General features: G+C 51.9%; 22 protein-coding genes. 2 read left to right on the top strand and 20 right to left on the bottom strand.

Annotation, left to right across the window (positions count from 1 at the left end):
- Positions 1–2: 2 nt before the first annotated feature.
- The 5 genes from N24_RS14670 to N24_RS14690 form a co-directional block, all read right to left on the bottom strand.
- The gene (locus N24_RS14670) at positions 3–1,496 is read right to left on the bottom strand and encodes a DUF3375 domain-containing protein (protein WP_096460295.1); all 1,494 of its coding nucleotides are present in this window, start codon (positions 1,494–1,496) and stop codon (positions 3–5) included.
- A 124-nt stretch (positions 1,497–1,620) separates the two neighbouring features.
- A complete protein-coding gene (locus N24_RS14675) occupies positions 1,621–2,805 on the bottom strand; it encodes an alpha/beta hydrolase (protein WP_096458734.1) in 1,185 nt (394 codons plus the stop codon).
- Positions 2,806–2,826: 21 nt separating this feature from the next.
- Positions 2,827–3,861, bottom strand: coding sequence for a Fe2+-enterobactin ABC transporter substrate-binding protein (gene fepB, locus N24_RS14680; protein ID WP_096458738.1), 1,035 nt, complete (start codon positions 3,859–3,861; stop codon positions 2,827–2,829).
- 329 nt (positions 3,862–4,190) lie between these two features.
- Complete coding sequence (locus N24_RS14685) at positions 4,191–5,303, bottom strand: SDR family oxidoreductase (RefSeq protein ID WP_096458741.1); 1,113 nt, start codon at positions 5,301–5,303, stop codon at positions 4,191–4,193.
- 25 nt (positions 5,304–5,328) lie between these two features.
- Positions 5,329–6,258 (bottom strand): aldo/keto reductase, encoded by a 930-nt coding sequence (locus N24_RS14690; RefSeq protein WP_096458744.1) that lies wholly within the window; start codon positions 6,256–6,258, stop codon positions 5,329–5,331.
- Positions 6,259–6,371: 113 nt separating this feature from the next.
- On the opposite strand from N24_RS14690, the gene N24_RS14695 reads away from it, so the two are divergent.
- Entirely contained in the window at positions 6,372–6,851 is a 480-nt protein-coding gene (locus N24_RS14695) for a MarR family winged helix-turn-helix transcriptional regulator (RefSeq protein ID WP_096460298.1), read from the top strand.
- 562 nt (positions 6,852–7,413) lie between these two features.
- Here the strand turns inward: N24_RS14695 and adhP are convergent.
- From adhP to N24_RS14745, 8 genes are all read right to left on the bottom strand, one after another.
- Positions 7,414–8,451 (bottom strand): alcohol dehydrogenase AdhP, encoded by a 1,038-nt coding sequence (gene adhP / locus N24_RS14705; RefSeq protein ID WP_096458750.1) that lies wholly within the window; start codon positions 8,449–8,451, stop codon positions 7,414–7,416.
- A 444-nt stretch (positions 8,452–8,895) separates the two neighbouring features.
- Positions 8,896–11,739: a choice-of-anchor G family protein gene (locus tag N24_RS14710; RefSeq protein WP_096458753.1), complete on the bottom strand. Its 2,844-nt coding sequence runs from the start codon at positions 11,737–11,739 to the stop codon at positions 8,896–8,898.
- Positions 11,740–12,376: 637 nt separating this feature from the next.
- Complete coding sequence (locus tag N24_RS14715) at positions 12,377–13,306, bottom strand: sulfite exporter TauE/SafE family protein (protein ID WP_096458756.1); 930 nt, start codon at positions 13,304–13,306, stop codon at positions 12,377–12,379.
- Positions 13,307–13,326: 20 nt separating this feature from the next.
- Positions 13,327–14,052 (bottom strand): sirohydrochlorin chelatase, encoded by a 726-nt coding sequence (locus N24_RS14720; RefSeq protein ID WP_096458759.1) that lies wholly within the window; start codon positions 14,050–14,052, stop codon positions 13,327–13,329.
- 22 nt (positions 14,053–14,074) lie between these two features.
- A complete protein-coding gene (locus N24_RS14725; protein WP_096458762.1) occupies positions 14,075–15,376 on the bottom strand; it encodes a GTP-binding protein in 1,302 nt (433 codons plus the stop codon).
- Positions 15,376–16,290 (bottom strand): sulfate adenylyltransferase subunit CysD, encoded by a 915-nt coding sequence (cysD, locus tag N24_RS14730; protein ID WP_096458765.1) that lies wholly within the window; start codon positions 16,288–16,290, stop codon positions 15,376–15,378. The genes N24_RS14725 and cysD overlap by 1 nt, the downstream gene beginning before the upstream one ends.
- Positions 16,287–17,072, bottom strand: coding sequence for a phosphoadenylyl-sulfate reductase (locus N24_RS14735; protein WP_167382138.1), 786 nt, complete (start codon positions 17,070–17,072; stop codon positions 16,287–16,289). The genes cysD and N24_RS14735 overlap by 4 nt, the downstream gene beginning before the upstream one ends.
- A 241-nt stretch (positions 17,073–17,313) precedes the next feature.
- A complete protein-coding gene (locus N24_RS14745) occupies positions 17,314–18,999 on the bottom strand; it encodes a nitrite/sulfite reductase (RefSeq protein WP_096458771.1) in 1,686 nt (561 codons plus the stop codon).
- Positions 19,000–19,381: 382 nt separating this feature from the next.
- On the opposite strand from N24_RS14745, the gene N24_RS14750 reads away from it, so the two are divergent.
- Positions 19,382–20,755 (top strand): FAD-dependent oxidoreductase, encoded by a 1,374-nt coding sequence (locus tag N24_RS14750; RefSeq protein WP_096458774.1) that lies wholly within the window; start codon positions 19,382–19,384, stop codon positions 20,753–20,755.
- Between the two features lie 35 nt (positions 20,756–20,790).
- Here N24_RS14750 and N24_RS14755 read toward each other — a convergent pair whose 3' ends face one another.
- From N24_RS14755 to N24_RS14785, 7 genes are all read right to left on the bottom strand, one after another.
- Complete coding sequence (locus N24_RS14755) at positions 20,791–21,012, bottom strand: hypothetical protein (protein ID WP_096458777.1); 222 nt, start codon at positions 21,010–21,012, stop codon at positions 20,791–20,793.
- Between the two features lie 120 nt (positions 21,013–21,132).
- Positions 21,133–21,549 (bottom strand): VOC family protein, encoded by a 417-nt coding sequence (locus N24_RS14760; protein ID WP_096458780.1) that lies wholly within the window; start codon positions 21,547–21,549, stop codon positions 21,133–21,135.
- A 498-nt stretch (positions 21,550–22,047) separates the two neighbouring features.
- Positions 22,048–23,580 (bottom strand): tripartite tricarboxylate transporter permease TctA, encoded by a 1,533-nt coding sequence (gene tctA / locus N24_RS14765; protein ID WP_096458782.1) that lies wholly within the window; start codon positions 23,578–23,580, stop codon positions 22,048–22,050.
- Positions 23,580–24,146 (bottom strand): tripartite tricarboxylate transporter TctB, encoded by a 567-nt coding sequence (gene tctB, locus N24_RS14770; protein WP_096458785.1) that lies wholly within the window; start codon positions 24,144–24,146, stop codon positions 23,580–23,582. Before tctB ends, tctA begins: the two co-directional genes overlap by 1 nt.
- A complete protein-coding gene (gene tctC, locus N24_RS14775; RefSeq protein WP_096458788.1) occupies positions 24,146–25,150 on the bottom strand; it encodes a tripartite tricarboxylate transporter substrate binding protein TctC in 1,005 nt (334 codons plus the stop codon). Before tctC ends, tctB begins: the two co-directional genes overlap by 1 nt.
- Positions 25,151–25,454: 304 nt before the next feature.
- Complete coding sequence (locus tag N24_RS14780) at positions 25,455–26,177, bottom strand: AAA family ATPase (RefSeq protein WP_096458791.1); 723 nt, start codon at positions 26,175–26,177, stop codon at positions 25,455–25,457.
- A gap of 3 nt (positions 26,178–26,180) precedes the next feature.
- Positions 26,181–26,894 (bottom strand): AAA family ATPase, encoded by a 714-nt coding sequence (locus N24_RS14785; RefSeq protein ID WP_096460304.1) that lies wholly within the window; start codon positions 26,892–26,894, stop codon positions 26,181–26,183.
- Positions 26,895–26,913: the final 19 nt, after the last annotated feature.

Consider the following 26,913-nt stretch of genomic DNA (forward strand, 5'->3'; position numbering starts at 1 on the left):
TCTTAGTCCTCGCCTTCTGCAATACCGTCAAAGCCACCAGAGCCACCCAGCCCTCGTATAAACTGCCAACCACTAATCCGGCGCCGGTGTGTTGTTCCTTCATGTTCCCACTCCACATTTTGTGGTTGACCAGTAGGGACACCTTCCCGCATCGCCATGTATAACAGCCCAACAATGCTGGCTAGGCCTTGCGTTGCTGGTGACTGCACCAATACTTCTGCAATTGTGGCGTGTGATTGTTTTTCTAAAATCACTGCTACGGCATCTTCTAATTCTTCGAAATCAATTTCGCTGGCCCGAATCTGCGCCATCAGCGTTTCGGTGTCTATTTCTTGTGATTCCACTGGTTCTGGAAGTTCTTCTACCCGCTCCTCACCTGGGTTTTTCAGTTTCAGACCCGCGATTGACCTCACATCCATACCGATGCGCACAAGTGGTGTGTCCATATGATTTAGGGAAGTTATTTCACCAGCTTCGGCAGCTTTGGCCGCAGCATTTCGAGTATCGCGCAGCAGTTGAATCATGCGGCGACTTTCTGCGAATTCTTCCGTGGTGACATAGTGACGCAAACTTCTGGCAAGTCCTGTCATTTCGCCGTTGACTTCAAAGCTGGCATCTTCCATATCCCTGAAAATCCGATACAACCTGGTGCGTAAAGCAGGATCTAGATCAATTGCTTCATCTCTGCCCAATACATCTCTAATCCAGCGATCAATAAGGCTTGAGCGTTCTCGATCTAGCAGGACATCAAAAAAGCTATTGAAGCTGCGCCCGGCATCTGAATCTCCAATCAGATCAACTCCTTTGAAGATTTCTTCTAATACGTCCCCGCGTGCATCTTCAGGATCTAAAAGTTGTCTACGCAGCTTTCGGTTCAGATCGCTTAATTCATGCCTTACCCTGGCAAAATCCGCAGGAATCGACGCAGCCAAATCCAAAATATCTGCCACGCGTTCACTAATTTGAGTGGTGGTAATCACCTCAAATTCGCCCGCGTTCACAGCCTCAATTTGGCGTTCAATGCGTTCGCGTTCTCGTTCTAACTCCGCTAAACGCTTTGCCATGCTTGGGTCTGATTCCAACGCCAATGTCTGCAACGCCTGGGTTAATGATTCAATCCGTGATGCCGAAATACTCCTATGTGGGTTATCCCAGCGCTGCACGGAATCTAAAACCGCCAACAATTCCTCGCTAGGTTCTACGGTTTCACCGGTTTGCGAGCTACCCGGCCGACGCACAAACCACCGCGATTTCACCCAATCATTAATGTAATCCGGTGGGCTTTTAGGCAGCTCAAACCCCTCATCACGCAGCACCCGGAAATCCTCACTGAGCAGCTGATATAAATCCGATGCCGGCTTAGCGATAGCCCCCTGCGGGAAATGCTGCGCCACCACAGCCAACACCACGGGAAAATTATCGCTGCGCAACAACGACAGCTCTAAGGACTCTTGTCTAAATCTTTTAAACCCCAGTGCGTGCGATATGACGGTCATAGCCATTGACTATTCCAGACAGGGTGGACACGTGCGTTAAAAGTTGTTCGAATAACAATGAAATTGCTTCTCGACGCCCTCCCCCACCAGCCCCGACGCTGCCCAGGGGAGGTTCAGGAGAGGCTTAGGCTGGCGAGCGATTAGCCGCTATCCACGCCAACCCATCAATGATTCCTGCACGCCAACACACATAATCATGCCCGCCACAGTATTCCCTGCTTAAATGCGTGATCTGTCGTTCTTGCAGAATCTGGGCGAATTCTCGGTTTTCGTGAAGGAGGTACGGTTCTAAAGATCCCACCTCATGAAAAATTGTGATTCCCAAATCAAAGTCTTGCGTTTCCCGATACTTCGCCAGAGTTTCAAACTCTCGATCCGGCCACCACAACGCAGCTGATTGCACAATGGCATTTTTCACCAGATCCGGTGCATCCAGAACGATATTAGCAGCGGCAAATCCTCCCAAAGAGGCACCAACGATGGTGGTGCTTTCCGCCGTGTGTGCAATCGATCGATCCCTCAAGATCTCCAAAACTTCAGTTCTTAGAAAACCGGCCAACTTGTCAGGATCACCAAGAACTCTTGAGCGATCTTTCGCTGCTGCTGGTGCAAAAAACACACACGTTGTTGGAGGTATCGTTCCATCTGTTTGGGCACTTTCAAGTGCAGGCAACAATGAAACATCGTTTAAACAAATCTGCCCATCGCTAATAAAAGCAATGTCTTCAGCCGGGCGCGGTGGGGTATATACCGCGACTTTCATGGGGATATCAAACGTGGTTGAGGTAAAAGATATCTCTTCTACGCTGCCCTGCAAAAGGTAGGTGGGATCAACCTCATCGGTGTGCGGGGATGGTGTTGCCCCTGGTAGAGCAAGCACACTCAACCCAAAGGAGGTTTCTTTGAGTGGTTGGAGAGGAATGGACTCACTCATTTTCTTCTTCCACGTGGCACGGTCTTGCCCAATGCTTGGATCCCACCCTTGCATGGGCAAAAACCCTGCTCCGCACCGTAGTTCACGGGGAAGCAGAAAACTTCCCACATGCCACGCTTCACCCCTCCAGGTGATTTTTTCTAATAAGAAAGGCTCAAGGTCTAGCCGAGAAACATGCGTGAGCGTATCTAGATTGAAAATCAAGCGCTCATCAGTGGTGCGGGCTTTTCTAGCCACAGTCAATGCGACAGTCTCAGCACCTGCATCATCACTAATCAGAGGCGACTTTTCAATCTCTGCTAAATCTAAAGCATCCCAGTCCGAGCGGATAAGACGTTTCACATGCTCAGTGGCTTGTTTCGGCAGGGTAGACATGGAACCTTCCTTAACAAATATTTAGGCGAAGGATTCTTCGATGGAATCAAGCATCATCATCGCGGAGTAGTAATCCAGTCGGAAGGTTTCACCTGGCATAAAGTGCACGTTTCCATCCTTGTTTTGCTGCGATTCCGACAAGATTGGGGTGTTTTCAAATGTTTCAACGTTGTCTGGGGTAGCGCCAACAATGATCCAAATATCGCCGGGCAGGCCTCGGGTGGCATTTTCAAAAGCAAGGCTGACAATGTCTGGACGGTTTGCTCCCATGGAAGTATCACCCTTGAGGTCTTCTGGAATGTCAGTGACATCAAATCCGATTTGTTCCAGGATCCTGGTGTGTGGTGCTTCATGGGTTAGCGCAGCGACACCACTTCCACCACCAAAGATAATGAATGGGGAAACTGTTTTATCAGCTGGAATGGTGATGGCTTCTTTGACTTCTTCGAGCCTGTTATCAAACTCTTGGATAACTTCTTCCGCTTCAGCTTCTTTACCGGTAGCTTCACCTAGTGTTTTGGTGATGTCTTGCCAATCCGCACCGGAGTAGTCCAGTACCAAAACTGGGGCGATGGTTTTTAGCTGGTCAACCATCTCAAAGCGTGAATCGCCACCGTTTTTGGATACGACGATCAGGTCAGGTTCCAGGGCTGCAGCGCGCTCAATTTGTGGTTCTGCATTTGACCACAGTGGTTCCACATCAGCTTCTTCCGCAGCTTGCGTCCATTGGCTGAAGTAACCGTACTGGTCAGTCAGTCCTGGATTGTTTGCTCCGGTGTAGGCGCTGGCAATTACTGGGGCGTCGATAGCCAACAAAGAACCAGTCAGTGTTGTAGACGTGGAAACAATACGCTGAGGCTGCGCATCGAGCGTGAGCTCACCATCATCGGTGTCAATGGTGCGCGGCCATTCTGTGGAGTCAGAACTACTTGCAGCAGTTTCCGCCTCAGACTCATTTTCGGCGGCATTCCCGCTGCACGCTGCCAAACCAAAAACGAGGATGCCGGCAGAAAAGAGGGAGAAGACTTTATTAAAACGCGACCTGACAATGGCCATTGGGGAATTAGCTCCTTCACGTATGACAATAGGCCCCTAATCCACACACGGATTAGGATAGCCTAAATAAACATGAAGAGATGTTAGTTAACCATATGTCATCGGACAATGACCCGCCTCACGTAGACGGCACTTCCTCAACAAAACACTGACAGGTTCTGCACACTGTCCCCCACCTGCGCACAATTAGTCATGCCAAAACAATCCTCACTCACCAGGCCATCCGTTTCGCTATCCATTTTCTGACAACTTTTCATCCGCCCTTAAAAGCTGCTTATCGACGCGCCACCCCAGCCAAACCAGGGCAGCGCAGTCGGGCGGGCTTCAGGTTATTTAAAAGGAGGGAGAACCTTGTTTTCAACCAGGCGATCAAAAAGCTGAAGCAGACGGGTCTCAGTATCTAGGACATCGGCAAATCCAGCTTGTCGAACTTTAACCGTAGAGGTGATGTTGTCTGCCTCGTGGTGGAAGAGGAAATCACCCACACCCCATCCAACGAGTTTTTCAAATGGGGTATCAACCAATCCGTGACGCTTAACCAAACGTTCCCACACGTGAGCAAGCTGCGGCATTGTCTCAGCAAGGCTCATTTGTTGTGATGGTGCGTATTCCATTCCAAAGTGTGCAGCGAACCGAGGCCACAATTGCGACCAGCGGAACTGGTCACCATTGTTGACGTTGAAAATTTCATTTCGTGCCGATTCCGCCGAACCAGCCCACATGGTTGCCCGAGCTAGTAGCTCTGCATCGGTGGTTTGGTACAACACTTCATAAGCTGCGCGTGTGCCAGGAAAACGCATCGGTAGACCAAGCTCTTTAGAGATCGCTGCATAAACACCAATGACCAACAAAAGGTTCATGGGATTTCCCGTGGCATAGCCAGTGACACCTTCTGGCCGTAGCGCAGTAAAGCTAAAGCCATCTTGCTGCGCACGTTCACGAAGAATATCTTCCTGAGTGGCGTAAAAGTGCGGCCCGATCAAACGAGGATCGCTTTCTTTAGCTGGGGTGTTAAAGAAACCTAAGTGATGCCCGTATGCCTTTCCACCTTGGTAGATGGTGACATGCTTCAATGGTGTACCGGCATCGCGCATACCGTTGAGCACGCTGATCAAAAGGGCATCGTTTGCCTCGATTAATTCAACATCCGTAGCCTTTTCCACATAGGCTGCAAACACCAAATGGGTGGTGCCTTTAAGACCTTCGGTTGAAGAAATTAGCTTGGTCAATGCCTGAGTATCAAGCAGGTCAGCGCTATGGTGAGTCCATTCAACGTCAGGAAGCGTGCGTCGACTAATTCCGTGAACTGGCCACCCAGCTTGGGCATATTGACGGGCTGCATAGCTACCGATCAAGCCGCCATCACCTACAACAAGTACTTGACCTGCTGGCTGAGGAAGTTCAGTTAGTCCTAGTCCAGGGGTATTTTCACTGATGTTCATTTTTCTTTTTCTCCGCCTAGTTGGTTTAAGCGAAAGACTTTGAAGCTTCGTCGAGCGCTGCTACCTCGGCGTCGCTAAGCTTCACGTCAGCGATAGCAAGCAGTGCTGGAAGCTGCGCAGGCGTAGATACGGAAGCGATCGGTGCGGTAACACCCTTGGCTAGCTGCCATGCCAGTGCGACGGTTGATGGTTCAACATTTCGTTTTTCTGCAAGCTCAACCAGAGCATCAACAACGGCAAAACCTTCTGGGGTTGCATAGCCTTCGACAAATCCCTGGCGGTTTCGACCTTCCAGATCCGCAGGAGTGCGGTAGGTACCACTGAGGAAACCGGATGCTAGTGCAAAGTATGGGAAGGTTGCAGCGCCATATTCGCGAGCAAGTGGCAGGTAGGATTTCTCAAAATCACTGCGGTGCACAAGGTTGTACTGTGGCTGGATTGCGGCTGGCAGAGTCAAGTTGTTGGCAGTAGCGTATTCAAACCATTCGCGGATGCGCTCTGGAGAGTAATTGGAAAGTGCAATGTGGCGCACCTTTCCGGACTCCACTAGCGAGTGGTAGGTCTTTGCCTGATCTGCGATGGCAACATTTTCATCATCGTAGTGGCTGTAGTAAATGTCGATGTAGTCAGTCTGCAGACGCTTGAGGGATTCTTCTAGCGCAGCAACAACGGTGTCATGCTGCTGGTTGTTGTAAGGAGCTAGGCCACCCATCTTGGTAGCAAGCACAACTTTGTCACGGTTTCCGCGAGCCTTAAACCACTCACCTAAAACCTTTTCTGAATCACCACCAGTTCCATCGCCCGCCCATGATGCGTAAAGGTCAGCAGTATCAATGTAAGTACCACCCGCTGCAACGAATGCATCGAGTACTGCAAAAGAGGTTTCTTGGTCGGAAGTCCAACCAAAGGTGTTGCCACCGAGAACGAGAGGAACGGAAAGTGCTGGAAGAGACATCGAAAACTCCTTAGGTTGATTAGAACACGTTGACTTGACGTGTAAAGTCAGGATAGGCCAACTTAGTTGACGCGTCAAGTTGACATGTAAAGTTTCACGATATGCTCAATGGCATGAATTCAAATGAATCCCCACAGTGGCTCAACCCAACCGAAATGGATGCATGGCTTTCCCTCTGGTCCATCCTCGAATGGCTCCCCGACCGCCTGGATAATCAAATACGAAAAGATTCAGGACTGTCACTGGCTGAATACAGCGCACTTTCGCAAATTTCCGCAACCCCCGACGCCACCATGCGTCTTAGCGAATTAGCCAAAGTTGCCAACATGAAACTCCCCCATTTATCCCGAGTTATGACCCGCATGGAAGACGCTGGTTGGGTGCGCAGGTTCCCCGACCCCAGCAATGGTCGGTTCACATTAGCGCAGCTCACCGATACCGGCATCGAGAAAGTCAAAGAGGCTGCCCCCGGACACGTTGCAGCCGTTCGACACTATGTTTTTGACAATCTCACCCCAGATCAAACAATTGCATTAGGTGAAGTAGCTCAACTAATTTCCACGGCAGTCAATGCCCCACACCTTCACCATTAACGCTCTACGCCAACCGCTCACGATATAAAACCCGACTTGGGCCAACTTAGAGCCGAAATAACTGCTTGCCTCGCGCACCCCATTGCGGCATAAGACCAAACCAGGAGACCCAGAAATCACGTTTTCTATGTTTGTGGGTCTCCTGGTTTGGTGGATCGCTCTCAATACCAAACACAGAGACCCAACATTTAAGTTTTCGAAGATTCTGGGTCTCCTGGTTTGGTCGCTCTCAAATCTAAGCCCTTACCCTAAAAAGTCATACCTCCCCAGAAGCGCTTCTAAGAGGTTTTCAGGGCTTTGCCCATACAAATACCCATTCGAAAAACCCAAGGCCTTAAACAAGCGATAAACGCTCACGCGTTAGTCGGGCTTGCCGAGTTCGGCCACATTAGTGCCGAAATTACCACCCAAGAATTACCACCCAAGCTCCCTCTAGGGAGAATGCCCAAAGTCGGGTCCACCCGCGACATAAAAAATCTCGAGTTCCACGAAAGTGAAACCCGAGATTTTTCAGGTGTTAACCAGACTTAAAGCTGAAACTAGCCACTCACCTCAACCACAGCTAGTAGCGAATCGCCACACGGCCATCAATCTTGCCGTTTCGCATGCGATCCAAAACATCGTTGACATCATCAAGTGAACATTCACTCACGGTTGGCTTCACCAGTCCACGAGCAAAGAAATCGAGCGCTTCCGCCATATCCTGACGAGTACCCACGAGGGAGCCACGGATGGTCAGCCCCTTGAACACAATGTTGAACACGGATGCTGGGAATTCTCCTGGTGGCAGACCGTTGAACACGATGGTTCCTGCTCGACGGGCCATATCCAACGCCTGGCCGAATGCAGCCTCGTGCACTGCAGTCACCAGCACACCATGAGCGCCACCATCAGTGAACTTCTGTACAGCTTCACCTGGATCTTCATTGCGCGCATTCACGGTAAATTCCGCTCCGTGCTTGCGCGCAAGCTCCAGTTTGTCATCGGCAATATCTACCGCAATGACACGCATGCCCATCGCCACCGCGTATTGGACGGCGATGTGGCCAAGTCCACCCACACCGGAAATCACCATGAATTGGCCGGGGCGAGTATCTGAGACTTTGAGTGCCTTATACACAGTGACACCTGCACACAGAATTGGCGCTGCTTCGAGGTAGTCCACGCCGTCTGGGATGCGAGCGGCGTACCTTGTATCCACCAGCATGTACTGGCCGAAGGATCCATTTTGGGTGTAGCCACCATACTCAGCTTCATTACACTGAGTTTCCCTGCCGGTGATGCAGTATTCACAGGTGCCACATGCTGACCAGAGCCATGCATTGCCGACAATATCGCCGACCTTCACATCATGTTCACCTGGTCCGAGCTCAACTACTTCACCCACACCTTCATGTCCTGGGACGAATGGTGGTTCTGGCTTGACTGGCCAATCTCCCTCCAGCGCATGGAGGTCGGTGTGGCAGATGCCAGAGGTGAGCACCTTCACCAATGCCTGGTTTGGTCCTGGCTTTGGCAGGTCAATATCCTTCACGGTCACTTCATGACCAAACTTTTCAACAACAGCAGCGGTAAATTCTTGGGGTGCAGCAGTGGTCATAAAACTCACTCCTATCTCGCTTGGATTACTTGGCAAACTGCGCTTTCGGCGACTGCAATTCCACACAGCTTCAACTGTGCTTGACGTTACAATCATTGCAATAATGTGATTTACAACATTTAATTGCTGCCATTGCCTACCCTAGTGAAATCCCAATTCCGTGAAAACAAAAATTTGAATTTTTACCCCCGACCACTCAAGAACCTCTCACTTTGCAGGAGTTATCAGAAAAGCAAACTACCCCCACACGAAAATTTCCCAGTATTTAGATTCACAAAAACGCATCGAATTACCCCCTAATGGGAATCTTTTTCATTTAAAATTTCGCAACGTCGAACGGCAATTTAGACTTCACACAATTCCCTTAAAAAGCATTAAACCGCTTATCGACGTCGCCCCGTGACTGCAGGGCGGCGTCGATAAGCGGTATTAAGGTGCTAAGAACTAGCTGGAGCTAGAGCTCGAGTTGTCCATTCCGCAAAGAACTGGAGTGGAGATCAGAGCAAGAGCTGCAGTTGCGAACAGCGCCTGGGAGACCATCTGGTGATCAACTGCGTTAGCAGCATCGTTCAGACCGCGGTTGATGTTGCGAACCCATTCAGGCTGGTTCGCTCCACCGGTAGCGTTGATCAGGCTGCGCAGCTGACGGTCAAGCTCTGCACCGATGGACTTCATCAGTGGCTCAAGAGCAGGACCAGCAATTGCACCAACAGTTCCCAGTGCGATCAGCAGACCAGCCACACCAGCAGCTGGGGAGTTGAGGCACTGCTGCAGGAAGTCAGAGGATCCGTTGGAGGTGCCATCGGAACTTCCAGTGGAACCATTGTCGCCACCGTCGCCGTTGTCATCGTCATCATCGCCAGCCTTGACCACGAAGATGAAGGTTTCAGTGGTGGTTCCACCATTATTGGTAGCGGTTACGGTAACGGTGTAGCTGCCCTCGGTGCCCTTTTCTGGGGTACCAGTGATTTCGCCGGTGGATGGATCGTAATCAACGCCATCTGGGAGGCCTTCGACATCAACATCAGCGTCGTCAGGAGTGACAACAACCTCGATTGGATCGATTGGCTCCTCTTCAGTTCCTTCAGCATCATCGATTGGATCGATGGTTGGTGCTGGGATTGGGTTGCTGGTATCACGAACTTCAATGGTGAAGCTTGTGTTGGCAGTTAGTCCATCGTTGGTGGCAGTAACGGTTACGTTGTAATTTCCAGCGGTGGTTGGTGTACCAGAAATAACACCGCCAACAATGGTTACACCGTTGGGGAGTCCCTCTGCAGTTACTACAGCAGTATCTGGAGTGACTTCAGTGTTAACAGTTGTAATTGGGTTACCAAGCTCGATGGACTGATCATCGATGTCTTCGATAGTTGGTGCAACTACAGGAGTGGAATTGTCAGTGACCGTGATAGTGAATTCGGTGGTAGCGGTACGACCAGTGTTGGTTGCAGTCACCGTAATTGGGAAGATTCCTGCTTCTTCTGGAGTGCCAGAAATAACACCGTTTTCAAACGTAACGCCCTTAGGAAGAGCGCTCGTTGAGATCACAGCAGAGTCCGGGGTTGCTTGTGGAGTGACATCTGCAATCGGGTTACCAAGATCAATGTTTTGATCAGCGATAGGAGCGATCGTTGGATCAACAATTCCAGTCCAGGATGCATCAGCATTCACGGTTGCTCGCGCTAGTGGCAGATCAACTAGACCATCAAGGACGTTGATGCGCAGTGCAGATACGGTGAACTGCTCATCTGGGTTGGTGATCGGGCCAGTCGCCTGGTTTGGACGTGCAGCATTGTCACGCACGAGGGATCCAGCAACCTGTGGGTTTGGCTGATCATTAAGCGTAATGCGCAGGATATCAGCGTCGGATAGCAGATCACCGAGTCCGCCAACTAGTGGAGCTACAGTTCCGCTAACTACATTGTCCAGAATGTTATTGAGGACTGGGTCAACAACGCCATCGATAGCACCCTCGAGAGTAGTGCCAACAGTTCCTAGGACACTATTCAATGCGTCGGTCAGCGAACCCAGGTTGATGGAGCCCAACAGGGTCACATCAATTTCTGCAGTTCCATCGAGGAATTCACCTAGTGTGCCTTCCAGCGTTACATCTGCCAATGGGAGAACAAGTGCAACAACGCTGAGATCAACCTTGACTGAAGTAGCCAGGATGCCTTCTTCAACAGCTGTGCGAACATTGTCGAGAAGCTGGTTCAGAAGAGTCTGGATCTCATTCTCAATCTGCTCAACAGCAGCTGCATTGAGAAGGTTGGTGTTCGGTTCAACTGCCGAGGTACCACCAAGTGCTTCAAGGTTGACGCGGATCTCGCCGGATGCCAAGTCAATGGAAACTGCGTTGGACTCCAAAGTTCCAGCAAGCAAAGGCCTCAGTGCACCCTGAATATTGGTGCTGAGCTCAACATCCACGCCGTTTGCGCTTCCTAGAAGCCCAAGAACCCCGTTTAGAAGGCCGGTAACGTCTGACAAGACACTGGCGTTGCCTGCAAGTTCATCCACCAGCGTATCGATCCGGATACCAAGGCCTGGGTTAGCAGCGTCCTCACCAACAAGAGTCTCCACTAGTTCCCCAACAAGTGGGCTATCTAGAGTCAGATCCACGTTGGAAAGCGCGTACTCAGAGGTAACCTCATCACCATTGCGCTCAGCGGAAGCACTGACTGCACCGATGCGGAGTGAAAGCTCATCAATAATGCCGTTGGTGATCGCGTCAACATCCCCGTTACCAAGAATGTCGGTGAGGTCTAGAACAGTGTCTACACCAGAGTTGCTGCCGTGTTGGCCTAGGTCAATGGAGCCATCGTCGTTAAGCACACCGGCAGATGCAGAAGCCTTATTTCCAGCAGGAGTTGCAGCGTTTGCACCCAGAGCGCCGAGGTTTCCTTCAACGTTAAGCAGGGTAAGTAGCGGAATGTTTAGGCCGCCGATTTGAAGATCAATGCCTTCCAGCAGGGTGAGATCAATATCAGCGGAGTCAGTGGGCTCATCTGGGAATTCCGCGTTTGCGCGAATAGCTTCCAAGGCGGAGAGGAACTGTGCCTTATCGGCTGGATCTACGCGATCTTCCAAAAGCGCAAGGTCAAGAACCTGACCACTTGCGGTAGCAATCGGAGCAGATGTTTCTTGAGCATTAGCGATTGCGGTAATTGGTAAAAGTGGGTGGGCAGGAACTGCCACGAGTACGCCACCAAGTAATGCGGTGCTGGTAATTGTTGCAATACCAATGCGCATGCTGCGACTTAGCGCAGATGTTGTCTTCTTGAGTTTCACTGGTCCTCCGTCGGGATTTTATTTAACCTGCTCCATCACCCCAGGGCGCGTCCACCGCAAGGATCTGGTGCACAAAACTGATGCATGCAATCCAAGGAATAGGCTAGTCAACTCCACGGAGATATCCATAGTAAACATGTTCGAATTATCGTGTTTTCTACATATAAAATTTGGATTGTTTTATTGATCCGTTACAAAAACGCCTGCTCAGAATATGGATTTCCCTTTATTTAGATTGTGTTGAAACTGTCAAAAGTATTAAAAAATCAGAGCATAAAATTAGCAATTCTACCCCCAAAACTTTACCCCCAAAATAAAATCTCGAAAGTTAAGGTCGGAATTACTGACTTAACGCACGGATAAACGTGGTGTACGCATCTAGTTTGCCAGCTCCTTACCGCAAAGAATCTTGTTGAACAATCCATTGTCGCCTTAATCACGTATAGACGAAGCTGTGCTCCCACAACTTTCCGCACAGCTTTTTCCTATATTGTGATTAGCCCCCAAAATCACCCGATGCTTTAGCGTTACCTTAACATCTGTCAAAACACAGCAAGTTTGTTCGATTTATTCTGCCTGCCCCAAATACCCAAAAACGCCCACCCGTATTGGTGCGGGTGGGCGTCGAAAAGCGCTTTTAAGAGCTTTTAATCTTTTGCCCTTCGGGTTCAGAGACGATATCGCTGGAAACTGATTCTTTGAGAAGGTTTTTGCGGTATCGACGGTAGCCGAGGTAGGTCAGTGGCAGACCAATGAGCAGGACTGTGACTTGGACCAGGCCAGTCGGGATGAAATCAAGGCCGACCACGCTCAAGACCTTGGGCAGGTTCAGCGTAACAATCAACGTGCCCACGAAACCGCCGAGGACTGTCGCGTTAATGCGGGAAATCATCCATGCACCAATTGGTGCTGCAATCGCACCACCAATAAGCAGCGCTACAACCGAGGCCAAGTTGGCTACGAGGTCTTCCCACAGCCCCACGACGAACCCTAAAGTTGCCGCCAGCGATACTAGAAACTCTGCGGTGTTAACAGTACCGACTACTTTGCGTGGCTCAGTGCGCCCCAAGGAAAGCAGCGTGGAGGTAGTCACTGGACCCCATCCGCCACCACCGGAAGCATCAACGAAACCACCAACAATTCCTAAGCCTCCGAGGAAGCTTCTGCTGTGCGGGCGATCGGAATAGTCACGGCGGATTCGGCCTTTGCTAAATCGCCACACCAAGTTCATACCGATCAGCGCAAGGATCAACGATGTGATCGGTGCTGCTGCTTCGGTGGAAATATTGGATAGGAATGTGGCACCAGCAAATGCACCGATGGCGCCGGGGATACCGAGACGGACAACTACTTTCCAGTCCACGTTGCCAAATTTCCAGTGGCTTAAACCAGAAACTAAGGTGGTTCCAACCTCTGCGGTGTGCACAACTGCGGATGCCTGCGCAGGGCCTAAACCTGCGAGCATGATGAGGATGGTGGTTGATGTGACGCCGAACCCCATGCCGAGGCCGCCATCAACAAGCTGCGCTGCAATGCCAGCAATGGCGATAAAGATCAATGTCTGCATAGCTGATTTCCTTAGCGGTTTTAGATTTGTGCCAGCAGTGCGCTCAATGCAGCGTGGTAACGGGCTGCAACAAGTGGTGCGAGGTCAGTGGTTAGGGGTTCGGAATAGGTGAAGTTTGTGCCGGTGGCAGCTGCAATGTTGGCGGATTGATCAATAACCCGATCGAGCAGCAAGCCTTCAGTGACAAACAGCGGCAGGATGTGGACGGCCTTATGTTTGGAGGCCACCTCTATTACTCCCGCGCCGCCTGCCCCTGGCCCGCCGGTAGCGGGCACCACCTCAATCGAGTAGCCGGTGAGGAGGGAAATGGTGTGGGCGAGATCGATAACCGATTCGTTGGCGGATACGTGTGAACTGCCAACCGAATACAAAATCACGTGGGCACCTGCGGGAGCGTCCGCACGCAACCGCGCGGCCAGCACGCCAGCCACATCAGAACCAGTACCCAAATGCGGACCAACCAGAAGCTCCACACCGTACTTTTCTGAAGCATCTTTTACTGCCTCAGGAACGTCAATCTTTGCGTGATACGCATTGCTGAACAGCAAAGGAACCAACGCTGCCCTGGTTACGCCTTCCGCGCTGAGCTTCGCTACAACCTGATCAAGGGAAGGTTCGGCGAGCTCTAGATGCGCTTCCACGGCTGGTGTATCCAGCATTCGTCCGGCTTCAAGTGTCAGCGCAGTGATACCTGCGGCTGCGGACTTTTTGCGGGAGCCGTGGGAAAGCGTAATCAGGGGAATCATTAAGGTGTCCTAAAATTAGGGTCTAGATTGACCAGTTGTTGCGCAGGCGGTGGCCAACCAAACCGGCAGCGAGGGTGTCGCCGGAGGATTGATCGATAAGAAGGAAGGAGCCAATTGCGCCGCGAGCAGCGTAATCTTCTACTTCCAATTCACCTGCAACATCGATGCGCACGTGCGCGATGTCGTTGAGGCCATAGGTTTCTGGTGCTTCGTTGTCGTTGACGCCGTCGATGTCCAAGACACGCTCAATGGCTGCAACGCGTCCGCGGACCAGCTGGGTGCCGTAGCGAACCTTGACTGCTGCACCTGGTTTGATGGTGCGATCTGCAAGACCAACAACGGTGGCGTTGAAGGAGCGAACGGATTCTGGGCGATCTTCGCCTGCAATCAGTTCACCGCGGATCAGATCGATTTCATGAGCTAGACGCAGTACGACAGCGTCTCCGACAGCTGCGGTTTGCAAAGGACCATCAGCAGAATCAATGTGGGTGACCTCGGTGGTGCGTCCTTCTGGAAGGTACACGGTGTCACCGACAGACACAGATCCAGCGTTGATGGTTCCAGCGTAACCACGGTAGTCAGAGGCGTGCTCGCGGATCACGTATTGGATTGGGAAACGGAAGCCAAGATCATGTGCACGGCCATGGGAAACCTCAACGTTTTCTAGGATTTCCAGCACTGTTGGGCCGGTGTACCAATCCATGTTGGTGGAGGTTTCTGCAACGTTGTCGCCTTTAAGTGCAGAGATTGGGACAACGTGGGTGTCGTTGACATCTAAAGCGGTTGCCAGGCCGACGAATTCCTTCTCGATGCCGCGGAAGACTTCTTCGCTGTAATCAACAAGGTCAATCTTGTTGACTGCCAAGATCACGGTGCGCACACCAAGAAGTGCCGCAACAGACAGGTGGCGGCGGGTTTGCTCGACAACGCCGTGGCGGGCGTCGACAAGCAAAACTACAACCTGCGAGGTGGACACACCGGTGACGGTGTTGCGGGTGTACTGCACGTGACCTGGGGTATCAGCCAGGATGAAGGTGCGCTTATCGGTGGCGAAGTAGCGGTAGGCAACGTCGATGGTGATGCCCTGTTCGCGCTCGGCGCGCAGGCCATCGACAAGTAAGGAAAGGTCTAGGCCTTCGAAGCCACGGTCAGCGGAGGTGCGCTCGACCGAAGCTAGCTGATCAGCAAGAACTGACTTGGTGTCGTGCAGCAAACGGCCAACGAAGGTGGACTTTCCGTCATCGACAGAGCCTGCGGTGCACAGACGTAGGGTTTCGCGTGCTGCGATCTTTTCAGATGCTTTGTTTAAAGTTGGAGCAGTCATCAGAAGTAGCCTTCCTTCTTGCGGTCTTCCATGGCGGATTCGCTGAGGCGGTCATCGGCGCGGGTTGCGCCACGTTCGGTCAGGGTGGAGGTAGCGATCTCTTCGATCACATCGTCAATGGTGCGGGCTTCTGAAAGCACAGCTCCGGTGCAGGACATATCGCCGACGGTGCGGTAGCGGACAGTCTTGGTGACGATCTCTTCGCCCTTGCGTGGTCCACCCCATTCACCTGCGGTCAGCCACATGCCGTCGCGCTCGAAAACTTCACGCTCGTGGGAGAAGTAAATCGGTGGAAGCTCAATGCCGCGGGCACCGATGTACTCCCAAATATCTGCTTCAGTCCAGTTGGAGATTGGGAAAACGCGGATGTTTTCACCAGGCAGGTGTCCACCGTTGTACAAAGTCCACAGCTCAGGGCGCTGACGGCGAGGATCCCAGCCGCCGAAAGAGTCACGCACAGAGAACACGCGCTCCTTGGCACGAGCACGCTCTTCATCGCGGCGAGCGCCACCAAGCACAGCGTCATAGCCCTGCTCAGCGATGGTTTCTACCAAAGGCACGGTCTGCAGTGGGTTACGGGTGCCGTCTGGGCGTTCCTGCAGGTCACCGCGATCAATCCAGTCCTGGACTTTAGCAACGCGCAGGCGAGCACCGGTGCGCTCGACCAAGTTGTCGCGGAATTCCAACACCTCTGGGAAGTTGTGGCCGGTATCCACGTGCAGCAATTCAAATGGCACGGTGGCTGGTGCGAACGCGCGACGAGCCAGCTCGTAAACAACGACGGAGTCCTTACCGCCGGAAAATAGCAGGCCGACCTTATCAAACTGGCCTGCTACCTCACGGAGGATGTGGATAGATTCATTTTCAAGATCTTTAAGGTGTGGGGAGAGTTCTGATGTAACTGTGGTGGTCATGAGTGAAGTCCGCATTCTGTCTTGGCGTTTCCAGCCCAACGGCCGGCCCTAGGGTCTTGTCCTTCAGCAACAGGAAGGGTGCAAGTTTCGCATCCAATGGATGGATATCCCTGGTGGGTAAGGGGGTGGTCAATGAGGTTGTTGTCCGCAATGAACTCGTTGGTTTCCTCCAAAGACCAGGTGATAATTGGAGAAATCTTGAGCCTGCCGGTGGCATCCAAACTCAGCGCAGGCGCTTGGGCGCGGGTTGGGCCGTCAGCGCGGCGCAAGCCCGTAATCCAACCTGCATAGGGGCTTAACGACGCCGCCAGCGGCTCAACTTTGCGCATTCGGCAGCACGCCGTTGGGTTGCTGCGGTACAAGTTGAGACCATAGATGGAATCTTGCTCGGCGCGGGAGAGGATTGGGAGTGCGGTGACAAGCTTTTGGGAGTAGCGCGCATCTACCTGGCGGGCCACCTCTAAGGTTTCCTTGAAGTGGTAACCGGTATCCAAAAACAGAAAATCTGCTTCCGGAAGGTGCCGCGCAGCAAGCTCCGCCAACACGGTGTTTTCCATGCTCAAGGTCACCGCGATGGCACCCGGCGCGTGCTCGGCTGTCCATTCCAGGATCTCTTGCGCGGTGGCGTCATACAACGCCGCAGCATGCTTTTCGACGAGTTCCTCGTTACGTTGCGCAACCTCAGGTGACAACGGCTCCGTGGTGCGCGGGCCTTCTGGTGAGACCTCAGGATCTTTTACCGAACCAGTATTTTTCAGGGCGTTAACTAGTTGAAAGCTCATTGTTGTGACTCACCTCTTTTGTGTTTCTCTAGTGATTCTTTAAGTGCTTGCGAAGTGGATTTCGCCGGTGCTGGCCTGTGCACCGGATCGTCTTGGCCGTGGTATTTCACTTCAAAAACTCGGGTGCAATCCGCACACAACCATGCAAATTCTGTCTGCTCATCGGGGAAAAGAACTTCTCCCGCACAGTATGGGCAGTACAAAGGGTGGTTGCGGTTAGGATTGGGGGCTCTTCTCAGACTCAAACCAAGTCTTCCTCTGCTGCCCTTTGCACCCATTCGCGGAACTGTTCACCTTCATGGCGCTGCTCCTTGAAGTGGGTAACCACGCGAGTGACGTACTCTCCTACTTCATCAGCGATCACCTTGTGGCCTTTAAGCTTGCGACCAAAGTTAGGGTCCAAGTTCATGGAGCCGCCCAGGTGTACCTGGAAACCTTCCACGCGGTTGCCATCAGCATCGGTCACGGTTTGGCCCTTGAATCCGATATCGGACACCTGGGTGCGTGCGCAGGAGTTTGGGCAACCGTTCAAAGCAATCTTGATGGGGACATCCAAGTCGCCGATTCGCTCTTCCAGTTCGTCGACAAGCTCAATTGCCCGTGACTTGGTGGTGGCGTGGGCGAGCTTGCAAAATTCCAGGCCGGTGCAAGAAATGATGCCGCGGCGGAATTCAGAAGGTGAAGAATACAGTCCGATTTCATCCAGGTCACGTGCAACGGTGGTGAGGTTTTCCCGCTCAATATCCAGGAAAAGCAGTTCCTTTTCCGCAGTGGTACGAATCCGGGTGATGCCGTGCTTTTCAGCGACATCAGCGATCTGGATCAGCTGTTCACCAGTGGTGTGTCCAACGGTTGGCTTAACACCCAGGTAGAACTTGCCGTCCTTTTGAGGGTGAATACCAATGTGATCACGGTAGCCAGGGTTGGTGGTGATCTCTGGACCATCGATGAGCTTGCGCTCAAGGTACTCGGTTTCAAGCACCTCTCGGAACTTCTCAATGCCCCACTGTGCAACAAGGAACTTCAAACGAGCACGGTTGCGCAGACGACGGAAACCGTAATCACGGAAGATACCGGCAACACCGGCCCATACTTCTGGAACCTCATCAAGAGGAATCCACGCACCAAGAGGCTGCGCAAGCATTGGGTTGGTTGAAAGTCCACCGCCCACAAAGCACTCAAAACCTACACCGTGTTCTGGGTGTACGGAAGGGACGAAAGAAATGTCCTGGATTTCGTGCGTGACATCCTGGCGCTGGTTACCAGTAATGGCGGTTTTAAACTTACGAGGCAGGTTATGGAACTCTTCCTTGTCCAGGTAGCGCTCACGAATCGCATCAATAGCCGGGGTGGCATCAATGAGCTCTTCAGCGGCAACACCAGCAACTGGGGAGCCCAAAATAACACGAGGAACGTCACCGCAACCAAGCATGGTGCTAAGTCCCACTGACTCTAATTTCTCCCAGATCGCAGGAACATCTTCGATGCGAATCCAGTGCAGCTGAATATTCTGACGATCCGTAAAGTCCGCAGTAGAACGAGCATAATCACGAGAAATCTCGCCCACAGCACGCAGGCGTTCCGGTGAAGCTAATCCTCCATCGAAGCGCACGCGCATCATGAAGTACTCATCCTGCAGCTCACTATCAGGAACCTGACCGGTTAATTCACCACCCAGGTCCTGCTTGCGCTGGGTATAAATACCCAACCACTTAAAGCGTGGGGCAATATCGTCCGGAGCGATAGAAGAAAAACCCTGCTTGGAGTAAATATCAATAACCCGCTGCTTTACAGCAAATGCGGGTTCATCTTGCTTAACTTCCTCTGCATGGTTCAGCGGCGCAGTGCCGTCGATTTTCCATTGGCCTTCGGGCTTAGGCTTTCTGGCTGGACGCGCTGGCCGAGCACTTCCGGTTGTTGTTGTCATGGGGAGTTAGTCCTTAAAAAGCTTGTGAGGTACATGTCACTCGATTTGATCTATCCGCAAACTTAGACGTACCGATCTGTCTAGACCAACCATTAGATTCATACCCCAATTTGGAATAGTGAAGTTTTGACTGGGATAAATGGCTTGAACTGGGGTTATTAGGATTGGTTCACCATGAATATAATAGACCGACCTGTCTAGAATTTTGTGGTGATTTGAATTTAATTACAGAAAAATCTTCGCAATGTCGTATTTCGCTGCTAGGTTTACAGACCAAGCGGTCTAGGAAAGTGAAACAGCCTGGACTTTAAGAACAGTAAAAAGACCCTTGCCTCCTTTTAATAAAGAGGCTTGAGGCTTACCGAAAGGCAACTTCCAAACAATGACAACTCCCCTGCGCGTAGCCGTCATCGGAGCTGGCCCAGCTGGCATTTACGCATCCGACCTTCTCATCCGCAATGAAGAGCGCGAAGTGTTCGTTGACCTTTTCGAGCAAATGCCCGCACCTTTCGGACTCATCCGCTACGGTGTTGCACCAGACCACCCACGCATCAAGGGAATCGTTAAATCCCTCCACAACGTTCTAGACAAGCCACGCCTGCGCCTTCTAGGCAACATCACCATCGGCCGCGACATCACCGTTGAAGAACTCCGCGACTACTACGACGCCATCGTCTTCTCCACCGGCGCCGTTGCAGACCGCGACCTTAATATCCCAGGCATCGACGCAGAAGGCTCCTTCGGTGCCGGCGAATTCGTTGGCTTCTACGACGGCAACCCACGCTTCGAGCGCTCCTGGGACCTATCTGCAAAGTCCGTAGCCGTCATCGGTGTCGGAAACGTTGGCCTCGACGTAGCCCGCATCCTGGCCAAGACCGGCGACGAACTCAAAGTCACCGAAATCTCCGACAACGTCTACGAGTCCCTCAAAGAAAACAAAGCCACCGAAGTGCACGTTTTCGGACGCCGTGGCCCAGCACAAGTTAAGTTCACCCCACAAGAACTCAAAGAACTCGACCACTCCCCAACCATCAACGTGGTTGTTGACCCAGAAGACATCGACTACGACGCGGCCTCCGAAGAAGCCCGCCGCGCATCCAAGTCCCAAGACCTGGTCTGCCAGATCCTGGAACAGTACGCCATCCGCGAGCCAAAGGATGCTCCACACACCCTGCAGATCCACCTCTTTGAAAACCCAGTCGAGGTTCTTCAAAAAGACGGCAAGGTTGTTGGACTTCGCACCGAACGCACCGCACTCGACGGCAACGGTGGCGTAAACGGAACCGGCGAATTCAAGGATTGGCCAGTTCAGGCTGTCTACCGCGCAGTCGGCTACAAGTCTGACCCAATCGACGGCGTGCCTTTCGACGACCAAAACCACGTTATCCCGAACGATGGCGGACACGTTCTTACCGCTCCAGGTGCAGAACCAGTCCCAGGACTCTACGCCACCGGCTGGATCAAGCGCGGACCAATCGGCCTGATCGGCAACACCAAGTCCGATGCCAAGGAAACCACCGACATCTTGATCAAGGATGCCATCGCCGGCGCACTGGAAGCTCCAAAACACCAAGGTGAAGAAGCCATCATCGAACTTCTTGATTCCCGCAACATCCCATTCACCACCTGGGAAGGCTGGTACAAGCTTGATGCCGCAGAGCGCGCACTCGGTGAAGCCGAAGGCCGCGAGCGCAAGAAGATTGTTGATTGGGAAGAAATGGTCCGCCAGGCCCGCGAAGCTCCAGCAATTGTCTAAAGCATTCTAGCTTTTGGATGAGTCCCCGCCTCGACTTAATCGAGGCGGGGATTTCTGCTTTCTGTGCTGCGGGTTTCTATCCTACGTGGCCGATTTACTACATACACCAACGCAGCAAGCGCAAGACCAGCAAAAATAAACCCAATTGCTGATAGGGCACTGGAGTGCATGATGCCGATATACATTCCGGTGAGAACTCCCATTAAGAAGACAATGAGAGCTTTAACAAAGGCCTTTCTTTGAATCTCTTCTTTCATGGCAACCACCCTGTTCGTTATATCTCTATCTCCAAAGTTACCGTCGCCTCACCCAAATTCAAGCAATTAACTTAAGTTTTCACATTTTAAGCCAGACACCTTGTGGTGCCCGGCTTGAGGTCAGCCACCAATATTGAACATCCAGTGGGTACCAAAACGATCTTCCAACGCACCGTAGATTGCACCCCACGGAACAGCTTCCAAAGGCATGGTCACTTTTCCGCCCTCAGACAGCTTGTCCCAGTAGCCACGAATTTCTTCCTCTAGCTCAACGCCACCAGTCAGCGACAACGGCGTATCCTCGCCTTTCATCCGCTGCATCATGTGTGGGATATCGCTTGCGAACAGGAGCTTCTTTCCATCCACGAGCAATTCAGCGTGCATGATCTTATCGGCATCATCACCGATTTCTCCCTCAGAATGCATGGCAGAAAACGGCATCATCTGAAGCTCACCACCAAAAACTGTTTGGTAGAACTCCATTGCTTCTTTGGCATTTCCATTGAACTGTCGGTATGGGGTGAGATCGGCTTTCATCGGATTCCTACCTTCCAAACGGGAGCAATATTTGTGACCCACACTACTCCAGGATGCCTGTGGCAAGTGGAAATACTGAAAAGAGTTGGTTCAAGTTTTAATTCATAACGTGATTAGAGATGCTTGGTCGCCAGGTGAAATAGGCCCTAACCGTCGACTTAATCATTAGATCGTCGGCTGGGTTTTAGCGATCTGTTTGGTGCAGTTTCCAAAACCGTCATATCCGACCAAACCCATAGGCGGTCTAAAGATCCTTGGTCGCTAGATCAAATTTGCAGGCATATATCCCGGCGTACGCGACCAAAACCTGCTTCGGGGTAAGCGTTTTTGGTCGCTAGGTGAAGTGAGCCCCAGTATGAGGAAAAAGGTCCAGAAAAGTGCCGCCACTTGAATCGCTTCTAACACCCTTTTAGACCTTCCAGGGATACAAATAATAAGTGCACAAAACAGACAACCCGTAGCTTTGGGCTACGGGTTGTCTGCTATATATACGAACTTTTAAGCGTCGATGGTTTCTAGTTGAGAAGTCAGGTGCTTACGACGACCACGGATAGCGGTCACGATGCTGATCGCGATGAAGATGGCAAGTACTCCGTACAAAGACCAGGTGATTGGGCTGGAGATAAGGATGGAGAAATCACCAACCGAGGACAGCAGTGCGTCGCGGAGGGACGTCTCGGCCAAAGGTCCAAGAACCATACCGATCATTAATGGTGCCAGTGGGTAACCATAACGGCGCATGATCAACGCCACGACACCAATACCGAGCAGCATGAGAAGGTCAAACACCGCACCAGAGGTGGCGTAGATGCCCAATCCACAGAACAAAGCAATACCGGAGTAGAGGTAATGGTTTGGGATGAGCAGGAGCTTTGCCCACAGCTGGGCGAAAGGAAGGTTGATAAACAGCAGCACGATCATTGCGATGAAGAAGCTGGCAAGCAGTGCCCAAACAAGTTCAGGGTTGCGATCGAAAAGCAGTGGTCCTGGCTGGATTCCGTACTGACGGAATGCCGCCAACATGATGGCTGCGGTTGCTGATACTGGCAACCCTAAGGCAAGAAGCGCACCCATCGCCATACCCGTTGTTGCGTTACCTGCAGCTTCTGGAGCTGCTAGTCCGCGGATCGCGCCCTTGTCACCGAACTGTGGATTTTTGCGCCTTTTATCCAACGCACGTTCTGTGGAGAACGCTAGGAAGGTGGGAACTTCAGAGCCACCAACAGGGATCACGCCAAAAGGCAGGCCAATGATAGTTCCGCGTGCCCACGCTGGTGCTGCTTCTTTAAACTCAGTGCCACTTAGCCATGGGCGACCTGCGGAACGAGTTTCCAGATTTGTCTTGTCACGACGGGAACGGGCTGCCACGTAGAAGACTTCTCCCAGTGCCAAAATCGCGACGGTGACAGTAACGAGGGAGATGCCGTCGAAAAGCTGTGGTGCCCCGAGCGTGAAACGCTCGATGCCGGTAACCGAATCGATGCCGATGGTTGCAATGCCGAGGCCGAAGATAAGGGACGCAAGTCCCTTAAACACCGAGTCGGAGACCACCGATGAGGTGGCGACGAACGCGAAAAGTGCCAGCGCAAAGTACTCGGCGGGGCCGAATACGGTGGACAGTTCCGCCAGGGTTGGTGCGAGGAAAACAACAATGAATGAGGAGACGATACCGCCGATGAACGCGCCGATAGCAGCGGTGGCGAGCGCTTGCGGTGCACGTCCATTAAGCGCCATGCGGTGGCCTTCGAACGTCGAGGCGATCGCCGATGCCTGGCCCGGAGTGTTCATCAAAATGGCCATGGTGGAGTCGCCAAAAAGACCACCGAAATACACGCCGGAGAACATGATAAACGCCGCGGTTGGATCAAGTGCGAACGTCATAGGCAGCAGCAATGCCACCGCCATTGAAGAACCCAGACCAGGCATAACGCCCACTGCGGTTCCGAGCAAACAGCCAACAATAACCCAGAGAAGGTTCATTGGCGATAATGCGCCGGCGAAACCTTCCATTAATAGGGACAAAACATCCATTAGAAGCCACCACCCAAAAGTCCGGAAGGAAGATTAAGTCCAAGTCCAACGTCGAATCCGAGGTAGACGATCGAACTCATCATGAAAGCAACCAGCACATCAAAAGCTGGGCGCTTGGAACCAAAAGCCCTCGTCATTGTCCAAAACAGCAATGTTCCAGCCAAAATCCAGCCAAGATATGGAAGCAGCACCGCGAACGCTAGGAAGCCACCGATGGCCCATGCGAGTGAGACGTAATCGGAATGGAATTTCCAACTGCGCCCCGAATGATTTTCAGGGTGCATGGGATATTTGATGGTCTGGATGGTCAAAGCCACCGCGACCAAGAGTCCCGCGATGCCAAGAATTGTTGGGAAGAATCGAGGTCCTGGGAACGATGCACTACCGACATCCATCTTGAGGACACCGATTAGTAGGTACAGGCTAAAAGCTGTGAGGATCACCGGCATGATGAGACCAGATCGGCCCTCCCACCTGGTGCCTTCACCTACTGGGCGTGGGCCAGGTAGTTGATGAGATTCCGGGATATCAATGTAAGATTCGCCGGATTGTTCCGTGACGTTCACTAGCCCATCTCCTTAAATAGCTGGTCAATGCGGTCAATTTCTTCTTCCACGAACTGATCTAGTTCTTCACCTTCAAGTGGCGCGCTCATCCAGTAGTTGCGCTCAACTGCGGATTTCCACTCAGCTGTCTCGACAGATTCAGCAACGATTGCTCGAAGTTCCGCGATCTGCTCATCGCTTAAACCAGGAGGGGCAAACATGGCTCGCCAGTTGGTCAAAGTCACGTCATAGCCTTGTTCCACCAGCGTTGGAATATCAGAGCCGGGGAGACGTTCTTGTGCAGCAATGCCCAAAACCTTGAGTCGACCGGCTTCTACCTGCGGATACATATCAGCAAAGCCACCGGTTGAGGCTTTTGCCGTTCCGTTGAGCAACGCCTGGATTGCCTCGCCACCACCATCAGAAGGAATAAATGTGGTCTGTTTTGGATCGATGCCTGCAGAAAGAGCAATCTCTGTCATGACCAACTGGTCAAAGGATCCACCACCGGTCCAAGACACTCCCGCTGGATCTGCTTTCCAACCTTCAATGAGCTCTTCAAGAGTGTTGTACGGAGAATTCGCTGGCACTGTGATGATGTCAAACTCTTCCACCACACGAGCAATCGGAGTGACATCCTGGATTTGCGCAGGAGTGCCGAACTGAATTTGGGCTGCAATATGTCCGGTTCCACCCACCATCAACGTGTTTGGCGCGGTCATGGTGGACAGTTTGCCCAAAGCGATGGTTCCACCAGCTCCAGGGATGTTGACCACCTGAATATTGTTCACGATCTTATTCACGCGCATGGCCTGCTGCTGCTCACGCTGGAAGGTATCCCAGCCACCACCTGCCGCTGCAGGAGCAACCAACGTCATGTTGGATCGAATGTCTTCACCACCCGATGCGGACTGGATGGAGAAAAACGCAGCGATTGCAGTAATAACAACTGCTGCGATGCCTACAACAATTTGTTTAACTCTAGATTGCGCAGAGCTTCCGGGCTCTGCTCCTACTTCGGCCATGTTGGGGGAATCCCTCTCGGTCGGAATACTGTTCGGATTATTGAAGTTCGGACTTTTGATCCGGCTTTTGGACAACAAACTTGTGACACTTAGGTGACTCACATCACCAGATCACTGTGGTGTGGAATACACTAAATGGCTTGCTGTGAATCCGAAAAGTGATTGCCAGGACTTTTTGAAATTCACCCCCGATCAGAGTGTTTAAACTCATTGACCTCGATATATGATTATTTACCTCACTTTAAATCATTTAGATCATGCCGGATTGTGCGGGATTGTGACCTACTCTAGCTAGGGGTGTGAGCTAGGACTCCCTCGTTACATCAACCATGTACTCAGCAATTCCTTCGGGATCTTCAAAAAAGTCACGTAACGCCCGAAAACCAGTTGTCGCTTCAAGCTCAAATCCTCGGTGCAGTTCGCCGGAGGTGTTGAACTCCCAAATTTCCGCCCCCGGAATGGCCATCAATACCGGTGAATGCGTCACGATGATAATCTGCGAACCGTTCTGAGCCAACAAACTCAACTCTGCCAAAATGGCCATCTGTCGGATAAACGACAGCCCCGCCTCCGGCTCATCCATCAAATACAATCCCTTACCCACAAAGGCATGTTGCACAATGTGCATCACGGATTCCCCATGTGACATGTGGTGTAGATTCACCCAACCTGGCGCTTCATTGCCCTGCCTACCGGCAACGTTGTAATAAGTTTCTGCACGCAAGAAGTAACCCTTCATGGGTTCTTTACCTGTGTGAGCTTTCGCCACAGTTTGCAGTGGGTTTTCATAAGGATTGAATTTTCCGGTATACGCCCCACCTGTTGCTTGGAAACCCGCATTCACAGCAATTGCTTCCAACAACGTTGATTTACCCACACCGTTTTCCCCGGTTATCACAGTAATCGGAGCCCGGAAATCCAGTACCCGTTTCTCCCTCAACACCTGGAATGCAGGAACATCCTGCGTCCATGAAGCAGCAACTCCCCCGTACTCAAGCGCTGCAATATCAGTGATAAACGGCAACATTGTCTAATCCTCCACATCAATTAAAAACGCTGCCGTTCCATGCGGGTCTGCAACAAATTCCCGAGCCGCACGCACAGCTTCTGCCTCATCAAAATCCACCCGAGCAATACCAAAAGATGTAATTTCTACAATGTCTGCACCAGGTATTGCCAACAAGACCGGCGAGTGCGTAGCCATAATTATCTGCGCGCCTTTTTCAGCCAAATTGGCTAGCTTTCCTAACAGTTCCAATTGCCGAAGCATGGAAAGCCCCGCTTCAGGCTCATCCAAAATGAATAAACCTTGATTATGAAACCGCCGCTCAATCACTGCAAAAACAGATTCACCGTGGCTCATCTTGTGAAGATCACCCATCTCGGGATCATTAATTTCTTCATAATAGGACGCAACGTTGTACATCGTTTCACCCCGAAAAAAGAACGCATCTCGAGGATTTTTTCTCCGCACCAATGCCAAAGATTGATGTAACGAGGACACAATGTCGCCTCCCCGATCAAAGAAAGCATTACGAGAACCACCAGCCGCATTAAGACGCATCCCCACCGCCAGCGCTTCAACCAACGTGGATTTCCCCACCCCGTTTTCCCCAGTTATTAACGTGACCGGAACCCGAAATTCCAAAGGCTGTTGAGCCAAATATTCCACGATGGCCAAGCCTGACAGGTACCCCGGCAAGACTTCCGGAGGGTCAATCAGCGATGCCTTAGTCAAGAACATAGTGCCCACCATAGACAAA

This window comes from Corynebacterium suranareeae (assembly GCF_002355155.1).
GTDB lineage: Bacteria > Actinomycetota > Actinomycetes > Mycobacteriales > Mycobacteriaceae > Corynebacterium > Corynebacterium suranareeae.

Bases quoted from the DNA above. Each gene is read 5' to 3' on its own strand.
- N24_RS14670 (WP_096460295.1), bottom strand. From the start codon at position 1,496: ATGACCGTCATATCGCACGCACTGGGGTTTAAAAGATTTAGACAAGAG.
- N24_RS14675 (WP_096458734.1), bottom strand. From the start codon at position 2,805: ATGTCTACCCTGCCGAAACAAGCCACTGAGCATGTGAAACGTCTTATC.
- fepB (WP_096458738.1), bottom strand. From the start codon at position 3,861: ATGGCCATTGTCAGGTCGCGTTTTAATAAAGTCTTCTCCCTCTTTTCT.
- N24_RS14685 (WP_096458741.1), bottom strand. From the start codon at position 5,303: ATGAACATCAGTGAAAATACCCCTGGACTAGGACTAACTGAACTTCCT.
- N24_RS14690 (WP_096458744.1), bottom strand. From the start codon at position 6,258: ATGTCTCTTCCAGCACTTTCCGTTCCTCTCGTTCTCGGTGGCAACACC.
- N24_RS14695 (WP_096460298.1), top strand. From the start codon at position 6,372: ATGAATTCAAATGAATCCCCACAGTGGCTCAACCCAACCGAAATGGAT.
- adhP (WP_096458750.1), bottom strand. From the start codon at position 8,451: ATGACCACTGCTGCACCCCAAGAATTTACCGCTGCTGTTGTTGAAAAG.
- N24_RS14715 (WP_096458756.1), bottom strand. From the start codon at position 13,306: ATGCAGACATTGATCTTTATCGCCATTGCTGGCATTGCAGCGCAGCTT.
- N24_RS14720 (WP_096458759.1), bottom strand. From the start codon at position 14,052: ATGATTCCCCTGATTACGCTTTCCCACGGCTCCCGCAAAAAGTCCGCA.
- N24_RS14725 (WP_096458762.1), bottom strand. From the start codon at position 15,376: ATGACTGCTCCAACTTTAAACAAAGCATCTGAAAAGATCGCAGCACGC.
- cysD (WP_096458765.1), bottom strand. From the start codon at position 16,290: ATGACCACCACAGTTACATCAGAACTCTCCCCACACCTTAAAGATCTT.
- N24_RS14735 (WP_167382138.1), bottom strand. From the start codon at position 17,072: ATGAGCTTTCAACTAGTTAACGCCCTGAAAAATACTGGTTCGGTAAAA.
- N24_RS14745 (WP_096458771.1), bottom strand. From the start codon at position 18,999: ATGACAACAACAACCGGAAGTGCTCGGCCAGCGCGTCCAGCCAGAAAG.
- N24_RS14750 (WP_096458774.1), top strand. From the start codon at position 19,382: ATGACAACTCCCCTGCGCGTAGCCGTCATCGGAGCTGGCCCAGCTGGC.
- N24_RS14755 (WP_096458777.1), bottom strand. From the start codon at position 21,012: ATGAAAGAAGAGATTCAAAGAAAGGCCTTTGTTAAAGCTCTCATTGTC.
- N24_RS14760 (WP_096458780.1), bottom strand. From the start codon at position 21,549: ATGAAAGCCGATCTCACCCCATACCGACAGTTCAATGGAAATGCCAAA.
- tctA (WP_096458782.1), bottom strand. From the start codon at position 23,580: ATGGATGTTTTGTCCCTATTAATGGAAGGTTTCGCCGGCGCATTATCG.
- tctC (WP_096458788.1), bottom strand. From the start codon at position 25,150: ATGGCCGAAGTAGGAGCAGAGCCCGGAAGCTCTGCGCAATCTAGAGTT.
- N24_RS14780 (WP_096458791.1), bottom strand. From the start codon at position 26,177: ATGTTGCCGTTTATCACTGATATTGCAGCGCTTGAGTACGGGGGAGTT.
- N24_RS14785 (WP_096460304.1), bottom strand. From the start codon at position 26,894: ATGTTCTTGACTAAGGCATCGCTGATTGACCCTCCGGAAGTCTTGCCG.